This window comes from Rahnella sp. AA, assembly GCF_002834385.1.
In the GTDB taxonomy this organism is placed as follows: domain Bacteria; phylum Pseudomonadota; class Gammaproteobacteria; order Enterobacterales; family Enterobacteriaceae; genus Rahnella.
The window spans coordinates 271,573-285,970 of sequence record NZ_PITQ01000004.1 but is presented as its reverse complement, the minus strand read 5'-3'; the positions used below and the strand labels follow the sequence as shown (position 1 = coordinate 285,970).

General features: G+C 49.8%; 15 protein-coding genes. 9 read left to right on the top strand and 6 right to left on the bottom strand.

Annotated elements, in window-relative coordinates:
• Window positions 1–73 precede the first annotated feature (73 nt).
• The 4 genes from solA to pyrC form a co-directional block, all read right to left on the bottom strand.
• Window positions 74–1,189, bottom strand: coding sequence for an N-methyl-L-tryptophan oxidase (gene solA / locus CWS43_RS12255; protein WP_101077216.1), 1,116 nt, complete (start codon window positions 1,187–1,189; stop codon window positions 74–76).
• Between the two features lie 145 nt (window positions 1,190–1,334).
• Window positions 1,335–1,589, bottom strand: a complete 255-nt coding sequence (gene bssS / locus CWS43_RS12250; protein WP_013576258.1) for a biofilm formation regulator BssS — start codon at window positions 1,587–1,589, stop codon at window positions 1,335–1,337.
• Window positions 1,590–1,934: 345 nt separating this feature from the next.
• On the bottom strand, window positions 1,935–2,189 hold the full coding sequence (gene dinI / locus CWS43_RS12245) for a DNA damage-inducible protein I (RefSeq protein WP_101077215.1): 255 nt from the start codon (window positions 2,187–2,189) through the stop codon (window positions 1,935–1,937).
• 82 nt (window positions 2,190–2,271) lie between these two features.
• Window positions 2,272–3,321: a dihydroorotase gene (gene pyrC, locus CWS43_RS12240; protein ID WP_101077214.1), complete on the bottom strand. Its 1,050-nt coding sequence runs from the start codon at window positions 3,319–3,321 to the stop codon at window positions 2,272–2,274.
• Window positions 3,322–3,545: 224 nt separating this feature from the next.
• On the opposite strand from pyrC, the gene CWS43_RS12235 reads away from it, so the two are divergent.
• On the top strand, window positions 3,546–3,833 hold the full coding sequence (locus tag CWS43_RS12235) for a putative quinol monooxygenase (RefSeq protein WP_101077213.1): 288 nt from the start codon (window positions 3,546–3,548) through the stop codon (window positions 3,831–3,833).
• An 84-nt stretch (window positions 3,834–3,917) separates the two neighbouring features.
• Here the strand turns inward: CWS43_RS12235 and rne are convergent, their stop codons facing one another.
• Complete coding sequence (gene rne / locus CWS43_RS12230) at window positions 3,918–7,205, bottom strand: ribonuclease E (RefSeq protein ID WP_101077212.1); 3,288 nt, start codon at window positions 7,203–7,205, stop codon at window positions 3,918–3,920.
• Between the two features lie 600 nt (window positions 7,206–7,805).
• Here rne and rluC point away from each other — a divergent pair.
• On the top strand, window positions 7,806–8,762 hold the full coding sequence (gene rluC / locus CWS43_RS12225; protein ID WP_101077211.1) for a 23S rRNA pseudouridine(955/2504/2580) synthase RluC: 957 nt from the start codon (window positions 7,806–7,808) through the stop codon (window positions 8,760–8,762).
• A 60-nt stretch (window positions 8,763–8,822) separates the two neighbouring features.
• Here rluC and CWS43_RS12220 read toward each other — a convergent pair whose 3' ends face one another.
• A complete protein-coding gene (locus CWS43_RS12220) occupies window positions 8,823–9,416 on the bottom strand; it encodes a nucleoside triphosphate pyrophosphatase (RefSeq protein ID WP_101077210.1) in 594 nt (197 codons plus the stop codon).
• A gap of 142 nt (window positions 9,417–9,558) precedes the next feature.
• Here CWS43_RS12220 and yceD point away from each other — a divergent pair, with 142 nt between their 5' ends.
• From yceD to acpP, 7 genes are all read left to right on the top strand, one after another.
• Complete coding sequence (gene yceD / locus CWS43_RS12215) at window positions 9,559–10,083, top strand: 23S rRNA accumulation protein YceD (RefSeq protein ID WP_101077209.1); 525 nt, start codon at window positions 9,559–9,561, stop codon at window positions 10,081–10,083.
• 12 nt (window positions 10,084–10,095) lie between these two features.
• A complete protein-coding gene (gene rpmF, locus CWS43_RS12210; protein ID WP_013576249.1) occupies window positions 10,096–10,263 on the top strand; it encodes a 50S ribosomal protein L32 in 168 nt (55 codons plus the stop codon).
• 48 nt (window positions 10,264–10,311) lie between these two features.
• The gene (gene plsX, locus CWS43_RS12205; RefSeq protein WP_101077208.1) at window positions 10,312–11,346 is read left to right on the top strand and encodes a phosphate acyltransferase PlsX; all 1,035 of its coding nucleotides are present in this window, start codon (window positions 10,312–10,314) and stop codon (window positions 11,344–11,346) included.
• A gap of 6 nt (window positions 11,347–11,352) precedes the next feature.
• The gene (locus tag CWS43_RS12200) at window positions 11,353–12,306 is read left to right on the top strand and encodes a beta-ketoacyl-ACP synthase III (RefSeq protein ID WP_101077207.1); all 954 of its coding nucleotides are present in this window, start codon (window positions 11,353–11,355) and stop codon (window positions 12,304–12,306) included.
• A gap of 18 nt (window positions 12,307–12,324) precedes the next feature.
• On the top strand, window positions 12,325–13,254 hold the full coding sequence (gene fabD, locus CWS43_RS12195) for an ACP S-malonyltransferase (RefSeq protein ID WP_101077206.1): 930 nt from the start codon (window positions 12,325–12,327) through the stop codon (window positions 13,252–13,254).
• A 14-nt stretch (window positions 13,255–13,268) separates the two neighbouring features.
• Window positions 13,269–14,003 carry a 3-oxoacyl-ACP reductase FabG gene (gene fabG / locus CWS43_RS12190; protein WP_013576245.1) on the top strand — a complete coding sequence of 245 codons (735 nt, stop codon included), beginning with the start codon at window positions 13,269–13,271 and terminating at the stop codon, window positions 14,001–14,003.
• Between the two features lie 153 nt (window positions 14,004–14,156).
• Window positions 14,157–14,393 (top strand): acyl carrier protein, encoded by a 237-nt coding sequence (gene acpP / locus CWS43_RS12185; protein WP_015690190.1) that lies wholly within the window; start codon window positions 14,157–14,159, stop codon window positions 14,391–14,393.
• Window positions 14,394–14,398: the final 5 nt, after the last annotated feature.

The window sequence follows — 14,398 nt, the reverse complement described above, 5'->3', positions numbered from 1 at the left end:
TTTTGAGATAATACATATAAACGTAAAATGACAATCCCCGTTAAATATTATCGAGGATTGAAACATCTTTACATTAATTGAATCGGGAAAGAGAAAAAGGTTTTACATCGAAAGGAATAGGATGATTGTTACCGAAGTGAGTAACTATCTCACCTAAAACACTGGCAAATTTAAACCCGTGGCCACTTAAGCCGGAAATGACTAATGTATTTTCTCTGCCTGGCAGCGTATCAATAATAAAGTCTTCATCCGCAGTCATATCATAAGTACATGACGAGCCTCGCAGGCTGACCCCGACGCCCGGAAGGAAATGACGGAAAAAGTTGAAAGACTCAGTGCCATCTTCAGCAAACCGGCCAAAAGGTTTTCGTTCTTCGGGTGCCGAAATCCACTGCCCTCCGTTATGTTTACCCAGTTTTAACGCGTCTCCAATTGATGGGAAACCGTAGTACTGATCACCTTGTTGCGTTTCAAGGGTAAAGGCAGGAAAGTGATTTTCTTCACTATAGCGACCATCAGCATGAAACCATGCAAACACCTTACGCAAAGTTTTAACAGGTAACTCGGGAAGAAGTTTGGTTACCCAGGTACCCGCAGCGACGACCAGTTTTGCACCCCGGTATATACCGTCGATAGTTTTTACTTCGACGCATTCATCCATCCAACTGATACTTTCAACAGGGCAATTGAACAATTGCGCACAGCCAGCTTCGCGAGCCAGACGGATGTAGGCTGCGACAGCCATTTCGCACTGCAGATAGCCGGAATTGGGTTCAAACACACCACAGTAGCCATCGGGTAAGGTAAACAACGGCCATTTTCCGCGGATTTCGGCCGCATTCATGGCGTGTGTAGTCAGATTATAAGTTTCTGCGCTGTGCCTGACATTACCAATGAATTCAGAGTTTTCAGGGCCAATGTTGAGTACTCCGCAGCGATGAAAGATTTTCTCACCGCTGATTTCCGCCAGTTCATCCCATAGAGCTTGCGCTCTCAGCAGCATCGGAACATAGCGTGCACCCTCACCGTAAGCATGGCGTATAAGTCGGGTTTCACCATGATGACTGCCTGCCTGATGGGGCGGCATGGCACTGTCAATCATCAAAACTTTTAATCCTGAGCGGGTGGCGTAGTAGCCTGCTGCCGAGCCTACTGAACCACTGCCGACGATGATGAGATCGTAATCCATATTCTAAAAATTCCTGTGGTGAGATTTTTTAACAAATTGGCTACGGTCATGATAGAGAGTTTATGGCGGCGAAGGCAAGCAGGGTAAAAGCAAAGAAAAAGGCACCAGGATAAAATCGCTGGTGCCTCAGACTGCCGGGCAAAAATTAGTGTTTTCGGTGATCACTGTATTCGTACTCGTTAGACTCGATCTTTTCGATGCCAGCTTCAAGAATGTTAATCAGCTGCCGTGCAACGTCGGTAGTTAACCACAAGGTTCTGTCTACCTGAGCATCTTCGGGGGTTTGGTCTTTTGAAGACAGGTAATGAAGGCGGATCATCATAGCGTCATAAGAGTCAACGGTACTGATATCCCAACCAACAAGCGGGTGTGTCTGAATAACTTCATCATTTCTGTCCATATAGACCCCTTATATTGTAGTGACTGACGTGAGTGACTATCTGAGGATCAATGCGGCTCATTATCAGGTGAGCTATTTCAGTATAAACAGTTAAATCAATTTATGGAGGGGTTTGAAGGTTTTTAATTGTAAATAATTTGTATCGATAACCCGTGAGTCAAAATAATCCGGAGATTAACCTAAATTAATTTTCCGCATGTCTGTTTTTTATACAGTGGAAGAAGTAAAAAAACCGGACTGCGACGCCCGGTGAAATACAAAAATAGCCTTGCGGCGGGTTTTAATAAACCTGATTATTATTAATAGAGTATAGAATGAGGCCACGTTCTTAGAAAATTCATACGGTTAGTCATCATTGAGATTTGAAAACCAATCATCCGCACTTTCCCAGGTTTCCTGGAGAATCTCTTCGATAAGATCACGATCTGTTTTGGCTCCCCCCAGTACGGACAGGCTATTTGCACCGGCATAGCGAACCTGAATTTTATTTTCGCGATCGGAGAACTGTTTGTTAATTCTTTTACTTAATTCACCTGATAGAGCGTCTAAAGCTCCCACAGGCAGAGGCTTGGTTTTATCGATTGTGACTTCAACACGCATAGGACCTCCTGAATAGATTTGACTGTATATTTATACAGTCAAATCCTGGTTGGTGCAATACAGAGTTGAAGAGAATCGTATTTTAGTACGAAGTCACTTTCCAGTTGAGCGTCTGCCCTGCGAGGAATGGCACAACGCACTCATTACCCAGTTCAATTTCTTCAGGCTGGGTGACTGGCGTGCGCGTCAGTTCGATGAAGCCTTCATTGAGCGGTAACCCGTAGAAGCGTGGACCATTCAGGGAGCAGAAAGCTTCAAGATGTTGAAGTGCATCCATTTCCTCGAAAACAGTCGCGTAAGCGGAAAGTGCTAGTGGTGCGTTGAAGCAGCCTGCACAACCGCAGCTCGATTCTTTACGGCCTTTGGTATGCGGCGCAGAATCCGTGCCCAGGAAGAAGCGCTCAGCACCGCTGGCAATCACTTCACGCAGAGCCTGCTGATGAACATTACGTTTCAGGATTGGCAGGCAGAACAGGTGCGGGCGTACACCACCGACCAGCATGTGGTTGCGGTTGAACATCAGATGCTGAGGTGTGATGGTCGCACCGAGATACTGATTGCCGGACAGAACGTACTGCGCCGCTTCTTTGGTCGTGATGTGTTCGAACACGATTTTTAATTCCGGGAACTGGCGGCGAACGGGATCCATCACTTCATCAATAAAGCGCGCTTCGCGGTCAAAAATATCTACATCGCTGTGAGTGACTTCACCGTGAATCAGTAAAGGCATGCCAATTTTTTGCATGCGCTCCAGTACCGGATAAATCGCCTTAACATCCGAGACGCCGTGCTGAGAGTTTGTCGTTGCATTGGCCGGATAGAGTTTTGCGGCTGTAAAAACACCTTGCTCGAAACCCTGAGAGATTTCATCGGGATCTAAAGAATCGGTCAGATAGCAGGTCAGCAACGGGGTGAAGTTATGTTCTTTCGGCAGCGCAGCCATAATACGTTCGCGGTAGGCGATTGCCGCTGCGACAGTTGCCACCGGAGGCGTCAGGTTAGGCATAACAATCGCGCGGCCAAAGACTTCGCTGGTGAAAGGCAGCACGGTGCTGAGCATTTCATCATCACGAAGGTGAATATGCCAGTCATCTGGGCGGCGGATTTTCAATACTTGCGGTGTGGCGGTCATCAGGCAAAACTCCGGCATTGAGAGACAAGATGTTGGGAATCAGGTGCGGTAATGGGAGCATTAACAGCGGGGAACAAGAATAAGCGTAAAATCGTTGTGTTGCATCTGTTAAATAAAGTTCGTATTGAAATCAATGTGTCGAAAGGTTCATAGTGGGAGCAGATTTTAGTCAAAGTGCTTCCTGGCACTGTGGAAGCAAGACAAAAAACAACAGGAGAACCAGCATGGAAATCAGAGTTGTTGCCACAATTGTTACTAAACCAGAGTTTAAAAAACAGGTAACAGAAGCTTTGCTTGACGTTATTGAGCCCAGCCGTCAGGAGGTTGGGTGCCTGCAGTATGAACTGCACGGGGATCTTGATAAGGAAGGAACATTCGTATTTTACGAACGTTGGGCTTCTGAGGACGCGCTGAAGCAGCACAACAAGACAGAGCATTTTCAGCATTTCGCCAGAACCCTGGAAGGTAAGCTGGATGAACTCACTATCCGGCGCCTGAAGACTCTGGCCTGAAAACGGCATACTCAGCCAGTCATTATCCTTTAATAACAAAAAACCCGCCGAAGCGGGTTTTTTGTTTAGAACATTTTCAACGCATCACTCAGAAGGCATTTCAGGTTTAGTTGCTGGCGCCGTCGCAGTGCTTACAGCTGCGTGACCACCGGCAGAACCTTTACCCTCAAAGCCGAACTCAGGACGAACCCAGTCGCTTTGGCGGGCAGCTTCAGGAACATACTGAGGTGCTGGTGCTTTGGTCATCGGTGCCGTGGCATGATGTTTAAAGCGCGGTTCAGCAGCAACAATCTCAGAGACAACAGCTTCAGCATGAACAGGGGTTTCCACCTCTGGCGCTGTTTCTGTGGCGTGTGATACCGGAGCAACAGGTTCGGCGTTAACCGCAGGTTCTTCTGCGACCGGCGCCTGAACTTCAGATTCAGCAACAACAGGCTCTGGCTCAACAGCAACCGGCTCGTGCGCTTGCGTTGCAACTTCAACACGCGGTGTCTCTTCAACTGGCTCTGCAGTTTCAGGTTCAACCAGAACAGGTTCTTCGGCAACAGGTTGTGCAATTTCCGGCACGACATCTTCTGCTGCTGGCGCTTCCTGCTGCACTGGTTCAGCAACAGGTGCTTCTTCAGCCGCAGGTGTTTGCTCAACTGGTGCTGCTTCAACTTCAGTCGTTTCGTTCAGAACCGGCGTATTCGCCTGAGCAATTTCGACTTGCTGTGTCAGCACTTCTGGCACTTCAGTTTCTGCAAACTGCTGTTCAGATGACTGCGCAACCGGGTAAGTGATCCAGACTTTACCTGACGCCATTTCCGGAGACACAAACGCACCGGTCAGAGGCATTGGCGACTGAGTCGGGTAACGCTCATCACGGTAACGGCGGCGGCGCTGACCGCTTACACGCAGGTGGCGCGGAGAACGACGTGAGCGACGTGGCATACCGTTTTCACGGTTGTTGTCGTTCTGATTCTCTTCGCCTTCTGCTGTATTAGCCGTTTCAGCTTCAACGGGATCCTGTTCAGCAACAACCGGAGCCGCAGGGCGGGTACCGGTGATCAGCAACTGTGCAGCGGCTTCTTCCTCGTGATCAACTTCTTCTGACTCGAAGCGAACTTTCTGCGTGAGCTGACGACGCTGGCGGCGCTGAGCTGGTTGACGATCTTCTTGTTCAGTTTCGTCACTGACCGGCGCGGCGATTTGCTCTACAACAACAGCATCCTGAATTTTTTCTTCAGTCTGAGTTTTGCGCTTATCTTCTGAACGGCGGCGTGAACGCTCACGACGAGGTTGCTGCTGCTCTTCGCGCGGTGCAGTTTCAACGTCTTCGTTACGGCTTTCACTGACAACCGGCTCCTGGTTACGGCGGTTACGGCGTTGATCATCACGCTGTTCGCGATTATTTTCGCGGTTGTCACGGCTTTCGCCACGATTATCACGATTATTCTCACGGCCTTCACCACGGTTGCCGCGGTCATTACGCTCGCCACGTTCACCGTTGCGATCGCGACGTCCGCCCTGACGACGCTGGTTACGGCGTTCGTTGTTGCGACGATTTTCTGTTTCAGTGGCTTCAGCTTCTTTCGGTGCTTCAACAGGTGTCACTTCCTGCTGCGGTTCCGGTGCGAACAAGCTTTTTAGCCCGCTCAGCAGACGGCTGACAAAACCGGATTTCTCAACAGCAGGCGCGGCAGGTGCATTAACCGTTGTGGTACGGGTTTTAACCGGTTCTTCAACAGCTGTTTCCTGCTCAAAGCTGGACGGTGGCGCTTCACTTTGCAGGGCAAAAGCAGCCAGAGCGGGTTGCTCAGGGCGACGGCGCTCAGTTGGCAACTCTTCAGAAGGTTGCAGCATTTCTGCTTCGTGAATCTGTGGCAACAGATAGCTCAGCGCAGAGATTTCCTCGCCTTTACGTACGCGCAGAACGTGGTAGTGCGGGGTTTGCATCTGATCGTTAGGAACGATCACTGCACGTACTCCACCCTGACGTTTTTCGATGGCATTCACCGACTCACGTTTTTCGTTCAGCAGGTAAGAAGCAATAGGGACCGGGACGATCGCATGAACTTCTTTGGTATTTTCTTTCAGCGCTTCTTCTTCAATCAGACGAAGAATCGACAGCGACAGGGATTCGTTGTCACGAACGGTGCCTGTACCTGCGCAACGTGGGCAGATGTGATGCGTTGATTCACCCAGCGACGGGCTGAGGCGCTGACGGGACATTTCCAGCAAACCAAAGCGGGAAATGCGACCAATCTGAATACGTGCGCGATCCTGACGAACGGCATCACGCAGACGGTTTTCCACTTCGCGCTGGTGGCGAACTGGCGTCATATCGATGAAGTCGATAACAATCAAACCACCGAGGTCACGCAGACGTAACTGACGGGCAATTTCATCGGCGGCTTCCAGGTTGGTATTGAATGCGGTTTCTTCGATATCGCCGCCACGGGTTGCGCGTGCGGAGTTGATATCGATAGCCGTCAGGGCTTCGGTGCTGTCGATAACAATCGAACCGCCGGAAGGCAGGCGCACTTCACGCTGGAAAGCAGACTCAATCTGGGATTCAATCTGATAATGGCTGAACAGCGGGATCTCACCAACATAAGGTTTAATCTTGCTGCTGAAATCAGGACGGCCAAGCGCAGCAATGTGCTCTTTTGCCAGATCGAGAATTTTCGGGTTATCGATGAGGATTTCACCGATGTCCGGGCGCAGGTAATCACGGAATGCGCGGACAATAACATTACTTTCCTGATGGATCAGGAAAGGAGCAGGGCGGCCTTCAGCGGCTTTCTTGATGGCATCCCAGTGCTTGAGGCGGAAAGTCAGATCCCACTGCAGAGCTTCAGCCGATTTGCCAACGCCTGCGGTACGAACAATCAGACCCATGCCATCGGGCAATTGCAGTGAAGACAGCGCTTCTTTCAATTCTGTACGGTCGTCGCCTTCAATACGGCGGGAAATTCCCCCAGCACGTGGATTGTTTGGCATCAGAACCAGGTAACTACCGGCCAGGCTGATAAACGTCGTCAGCGCTGCGCCTTTATTTCCACGCTCTTCTTTATCAACCTGAACGATCACTTCCTGACCTTCGCGCAAAACATCTTTGATGTTCGGGCGGCCATGGGAGGAATAGTTACTTGGGAAATATTCGCGGGAAATTTCTTTCAGAGGGAGGAAACCATGCCTTTCCGCACCGTAATCTACGAATGCCGCTTCCAGACTTGGTTCAATGCGGGTGATTTTACCTTTGTAAATGTTCGCTTTTTTCTGTTCATGGCCCGGACTTTCAATATCCAAATCATACAGTCGCTGTCCATCTACCAAGGCAACGCGCAACTCTTCTTGCTGAGTCGCGTTGATCAACATTCTTTTCATCTTAACTTACTCATTATTATTCCATTATTGACAGAGCTGCGGGCAAAATGACCTCATGACCGGATAAACCGTTGGCCCCGAGTCTTCTCGCAAATCGTCAACCTCACGGCTGTCGCTTGCATAGGGGCGCATTATTTCGGTAAGTCTGCTTTTGCTGTGTTAAAGGCACCAGCGTTATGAAAGCAGCACTTTTATTAGGGGAATAGCTTCTGAATTTACGTTAACAGATCTCATTCCGTTTGCCGGCCAAGCTGCAACCCGCAGCCCGCTAATTGCTTGATTTCACATTACGTCTTACGCCATTGCTGCGTTTTTGTGCGATCAGGCAAATCTATAATTCCTGCGTTTTCCCTAACTTAAGAGAAACAACGCCGAAAGTGACTTCATTATTCCATTGCAGGCACTGTGATAGCAAGGTGACTTTTCCCAAGCGGGTAAGATATTTACCTCAATGAGAGATGTGCCGCATTGTCTGAACTTTAGCTTTCGTTAAAAACAGGTGAAGCGTGAAGGTTTTCCTCGGTGGTTACTGATAAAGTAAGAGTTAAGCACATAAAAATGAGTGGCGCGAACCGTGCCGGATATTTAGAATCGCGAGCCATGAAAACTGAGAATCCAACTGTACAATTAATCCCCATTTCTGAAGACGAAGCCGGTCAGCGTATTGACAACTTCTTACTTAAAATCCTTAAAGGCGTGCCTAAGAGCATGATCTATCGGATCGTGCGCAAGGGAGAAGTGCGGGTTAATAAAAAAAGAATTAAGCCAGAATACAAATTAATCGCCGGTGATGAGGTGCGCGTACCGCCTGTTCGCGTCGCTGAAAGAGACGAAGCCCCGGTTTCAGCAAAGCTGGATAAAGTCGCCGCTTTAGCTGACTGCATTTTGTATGAAGACGATCATTTGCTGATTCTGAATAAACCGTCCGGGACGGCAGTGCATGGCGGCAGCGGACTGAGCTTTGGCGTAATAGAAGGGCTACGCGCACTTCGCCCGGAAGCACGTTTCCTGGAGCTGGTTCATCGTCTGGATCGTGATACCTCAGGCGTTTTGCTGGTTGCGAAAAAACGCTCAGCATTACGTTCCCTGCACGAACAACTGCGTCTGAAAACTATGCAGAAAGATTATCTGGCGTTGGTGCGCGGTGAATGGCCGTCACATTGCAAAGTGGTGCAGGCACCGTTGTTGAAAAATATACTGCAAAGTGGCGAACGTGTTGTGCGTGTTAATGCAGAGGGTAAACCTTCTGAAACGCGTTTTAAAATCGAAGAGCGTTACGAGTTTGCGACACTGGTCAAAGCCAGCCCGGTAACTGGCAGAACGCACCAGATTCGTGTCCACGCCTTACATGCGGGCCATCCGATTGCTTTTGATGACCGTTATGGCGATCGTGGTTTTGACGCAAAATTAGCGGGTACGGGGTTGAATCGTTTATTCCTGCATGCAGCGGCTTTGCGATTTGAACACCCGAACACCGGTGAAACGTTGCGCATTGAAGCACCGATGGATGCCAAACTGCGTAATTGCCTGAAAGTTCTGCGCAGTAAAAGCACTTAACGCTAACGTTTCTGCATTTCATAACAAGGGGCGCACAGATTGCGCCCCTTTTCTGTTCATCTACAACAGCGGATTCACACCGTGTGCTCGCAGCAACTCCAGCAGGGCGATGAGCGGTAATCCGATGAGCGTATTTGGGTCACGTCCTGAAAGGTTGTCAAACAGCGTAATACCCAACCCCTCGGATTTAAAACTTCCCGCGCAGTCATAAGGCTCTTCGCGATGTAAATATCCTGAAATCTCTTCGTCTGTTAATTCCCGGAAAACGACATCGAATGTTTCGCACAATGTCTGCGCCAGTTGCTTCTGGCTATCGTAGAGGCTCAGACCGGTATAAAACGTGACAGTCTTGCCACTTGCCGCACGTAACTGGCGAAAGGCATTGTCGAAAATATGGGGCTTGCCGGTAATGTGTCCGTCAATAAAGCAAACCTGATCAGAGCCTATAATGAGATGTTCTGGATACTGGCCGCTCAGTGCGACGGCTTTAGACTGTGCCAGCCGTTTAACCAGTTCATCGGGTTTTTCATCCGCAGTCGGTGTTTCATCAATGTTTGGCGATGCGCATGTAAATGCAAGGCCCGTCTTCGCCAGCAGGGCTTGCCGGTACACCGAAGTAGAGGCTAAAAGTATTTTTTTCGGGGAGGTCTGCATAATTTTTTTTCACAAAGCGTAGCGTTATTGAATCACACATTTTAAACTGTTGGCCGCTGCGGAAGCGAATATTGGTGAAAGGTGCGGTTTTAAGGCCTTTTTCTTTGACTCTCTGTCGTTACAAAGTTAATATGCGCGCCCTATGCAAAAAGTAAAATTACCCCTGACCCTTGATGCGGTCCGCACAGCCCAGAAGCGTTTAGACTATACAGGTGTCTATACTGCTGACCAGGTTACGCGTGTTGCCCAATCAGTGGTTAGCGTGGATTCTGACGTACAAACCTCTTTGTCGTTTAATATCGACAATCAGCGCCTGGCGGTGATTACCGGCCACTCCGATGTTGCTGTGACTCTGGAATGCCAGAGATGCGGTAAGACGTTTGAACATCAGGTTCACACAACGTATTGTTTTAGTCCTGTCCAAAATGATGAACAGGCTGAGGCATTACCGGAAGCGTATGAGCCGATCGAAGTCGATGATTTTGGCGAAGTCGATTTGCTGGCAATGATTGAAGACGAAATTATTCTTTCACTGCCTGTCGTTCCGGTACATGAATCTGAACACTGTGAAGTGTCCGAAGCGGATATGGTATTTGGTAAACTGCCGGAAGAGGCGGAGAAACCAAATCCATTTGCCGTATTAGCGAGTTTAAAGAAAAGTACTTAAGGAGTAAGGTCCATGGCCGTACAACAGAATAAACCAACCCGTTCTAAACGTGGCATGCGTCGTTCACATGACGCTCTGACCACTTCCACTCTGTCTGTGGACAAGACTTCTGGTGAAACTCACCTGCGTCACCACATCACTGCCGACGGTTTCTACCGCGGTCGCAAGGTAATCGGCTGATATTTGCCTGCAACTTATTCACGTGATAAGTGCTGGCAAGGCGATACCTTGAATCGTCTGACCCTCGCGTTAGATGTAATGGGCGGGGATTTCGGTCCTTCCGTCACAGTGCCTGCTTCATTGCAGGCACTGATTTCTAATTCTGAATTAAACCTTCTTCTGGTCGGCAATCCCGACGCAATCACACCTTTCTTAGCCAAAGCCGATCCTTCTGTAACAGAACGAATTCGGATAATTCCTGCTGAATCAGTAATAGCCAGTGACCTTCGCGCGTCGCAAGCTATACGGGCCAGTAAAGGAAGCTCAATGCGTGTGGCGTTGGAACTGATCAAAAGTGGTGACGCTCAGGCGTGCGTCAGTGCCGGGAATACCGGTGCGCTGATGGGATTAGCTAAACTGGTTGTAAAGCCTCTGGATGGCATTGAGCGGCCAGCGCTGATGAGCGTATTACCCAATCAGCAGCGTAGTAAAACCGTGGTGCTGGATCTGGGAGCCAACGTTGAGTGTGACAGCACAATGCTGGTCCAGTTTGCCGTTATGGGCGCAGTAATGGCCGAGCAGGTCGTGGGTATTCCTAACCCCCGCGTTGCCTTGCTGAATATCGGTGAAGAGGAAAGCAAAGGGCTGGATAACATCCGCGAAGCCGCTGCCATTTTAAAAAATACCGCACTAATCAACTATATCGGCTATCTTGAAGGCAATGACCTTCTGACCGGTAAGACTGACGTGATGGTGTGTGACGGCTTTGTGGGTAACGTTACGCTCAAAACCATGGAAGGTGTAATAAGGATGTTTTTGTCACTGTTAAAATCCTCAGGCGAGGGTGGCAAGAAGGCCTGGTGGCTGAAATGGTTAGGTCGGATAGTACAGAAGAAATTGCTAAAGCGTTTTAGCCATCTCAACCCCGACCAGTATAATGGCGCATGTTTGTTAGGATTACGGGGCATCGTTATTAAAAGCCACGGCGGAGCAAACCAGCGTGCGTTTGCTGTTGCTATCGAACAGGCTGTGCAGGCGGTGCAGCGGCAGGTCCCTCAGCGGATCGCCGCGCGCCTTGAAGCTGTATTACCCAAGAGTGACTGATCGTACATGTATACAAAGATTCTCGGTACGGGGAGCTATTTGCCCGTGCAAGTCCGGTCTAATGCCGACTTAGAAAAAATGGTGGATACCTCCGACGAGTGGATTGTCACCCGTACAGGTATTCGTGAACGTCGTATCGCTGCACCGGATGAGACTGTGGCCACAATGGGCCTGCACGCAGCAGAGAAAGCACTCGAAATGGCCGGCGTCAGCGCGAGCGACGTGGGTTTGATCATTGTTGCAACAACCTCATCTTCACATGCATTCCCGAGTTCAGCCTGCCAGGTGCAGAACATGCTGGGCATCAAGGATTCTGCAGCGTTCGATCTGGCCGCTGCTTGTGCTGGTTTCACCTACGCACTGAGCGTTGCCGATCAGTACATTAAAAACGGCGCCGTGAAATATGCGCTGGTGATCGGCTCTGACGTGCTGTCCCGTAAACTCGATCCTGAAGATCGCGGCACAGTAATCCTCTTTGGCGATGGTGCTGGCGCAGTATTGCTGGGCGCGTCCGAAGAGCAGGGCATTATTTCCACGCATATGCATGCAGATGGTCATTACGGCAACCTGCTGACGCTGGCTTATCCAAGTCAGTCAGAGCCTGAAAAACCGGCTTACGTGACCATGGCGGGTAATGAAGTCTTCAAAGTGGCCGTGACTGAACTGGCGCACATTGTTGATGAAACCCTGACGGCCAATAATCTCGATCGCTCCGAACTCGACTGGCTGGTTCCGCATCAGGCGAACCTGCGCATCATCAGTGCAACAGCGAAAAAGCTGGGCATGGGGATGGATAAAGTCGTTGTCACCCTCGATCGTCATGGCAATACGTCAGCGGCTTCCGTGCCGGCGGCGCTTGACGAGGCGGTGCGTGATGGCAGAATTCAGCGCGGGCAGTTAGTGCTGCTCGAAGCATTTGGCGGTGGCTTTACCTGGGGCTCGGCGCTGGTACGTTTCTGATTTAACAGGAAGATAAAAATGACAAAAATAGCAGTTGTTTTCCCTGGTCAGGGTTCTCAGACGCTCGGTATGCTGGCTGATTTAGCCACAGCACACCCGGTTGTTGAAGAGACATTTGCCGAAGCTTCTTCGGCGCTGGGGTATGATTTATGGCAGTTGGTGCAGCAGGGGCCGGCTGAAGAATTGAATAAAACCTGGCAGACACAGCCTGCTTTACTGGCAGCGTCCGTCGCTATCTGGCGCGTCTGGCAGCAGCAGAACGGCACTCAGCCTGTTCTGATGGCCGGCCACAGCCTGGGCGAGTACTCGGCGCTGGTTTGCGCGGGTGTGCTGGATTTCAAACAGGCTATTTCTCTGGTTGAACTGCGCGGCAAACTGATGCAGGAAGCGGTGCCGGCAGGTACTGGTGCTATGTACGCTATCATCGGTCTGGATAACGATGCCATCGCTAAAGCGTGTGAAGAATCTGCGCAAGGCCAGGTTGTTTCGCCGGTGAACTTTAACTCGCCGGGCCAGGTTGTTATCGCGGGTAACAAAGAAGCCGTTGAGCGTGCCGGTGCTGCTTGTAAAGCCGCAGGTGCAAAACGAGCTCTGCCGTTACCTGTCAGCGTGCCTTCACACTGCGCATTAATGAAGCCTGCTGCTGATAAACTGGCCGTTGCGCTGGAAAATGTGACCTTCAGTGCGCCACAATATTCCGTCGTGAACAACGTAGACGTGAAAGTTGAAACATCTGCGGAAGCAATCCGCAGTGCGCTGGTTCGTCAGTTATACAGCCCGGTACGCTGGACTGAATCTGTCGAATTCATGGCAGCACAAGGCGTTGAACAGTTATTAGAAGTGGGACCAGGTAAAGTTCTGACCGGTCTGACTAAACGTATTGTAGACACCCTGACGGCGGCCGCGGTAAACGACACGGCAAGCCTGACTGCGGCGCTTGAGCAGTAATTAAGAGGATGAGTATGAGCTTCGAAGGCAAAATTGCACTGGTAACGGGTGCGAGCCGTGGCATTGGTCGCGCAATCGCTGAAAAGCTGGTTGCTGGCGGCGCAAAAGTGATCGGCACCGCGACCAGCGAAAAAGGCGCTGAAGCAATCGGCGAATATTTAGGCGAAAACGGCAAAGGTATTATGCTCAATGTGGTTGATTCTGCATCTATTGAGCAAGTATTGGCGACGATTCGAGCTGAATTTGGCGAAATTGATATTTTAGTTAATAATGCCGGCATTACCCGTGATAACCTTCTCATGCGAATGAAGGACGATGAGTGGCAGGATATCCTGGACACGAACCTGACTTCAGTGTTTCGGCTGTCAAAAGCTGTCATGCGGGCTATGATGAAGAAACGGTGTGGACGGATTATTACAATTGGTTCCGTTGTTGGCACCATGGGTAACGCAGGGCAGGCGAACTACGCGGCGGCTAAAGCTGGCTTGATTGGTTTTAGTAAGTCTTTGGCACGTGAAGTCGCTTCACGTGGCATTACTGTCAACGTCGTCGCTCCCGGCTTTATTGAGACGGATATGACAAGGGCGTTGACAGATGATCAACGCGCAGGCATTTTGTCATCAGTTCCAGCCAACCGGTTGGGCGATGCCAAAGAAATTGCCAGCGCCGTTGCTTTTTTAGCCTCTGACGAGGCCAGCTACATCACGGGTGAAACATTACATGTCAATGGCGGCATGTACATGATTTAAAAATTACGAAATTATTTGCGTTTTTTGCGGTAAAAACCGCAAAATAGAGCAAATTCGTGGTTTGACCAGCCTGGATTTAGTTGCATCTTTTTCAACATTTTATACACTACGAAAACCATCGCGAAAGCGAGTTTTGATAGGAAATTTAAGAGTATGAGCACTATCGAAGAACGCGTTAAGAAAATCATCGTTGAACAGCTGGGTGTTAAACAGGAAGAAGTAGTGAATGCTGCATCTTTCGTAGACGACCTTGGCGCTGATTCTCTCGACACCGTTGAGCTGGTTATGGCTCTGGAAGAAGAGTTTGATACCGAGATCCCTGACGAAGAAGCTGAAAAAATCACTACTGTTCAGGCAGCTATTGATTTTATCAACGCTAGCCAACAGTAAGCGTA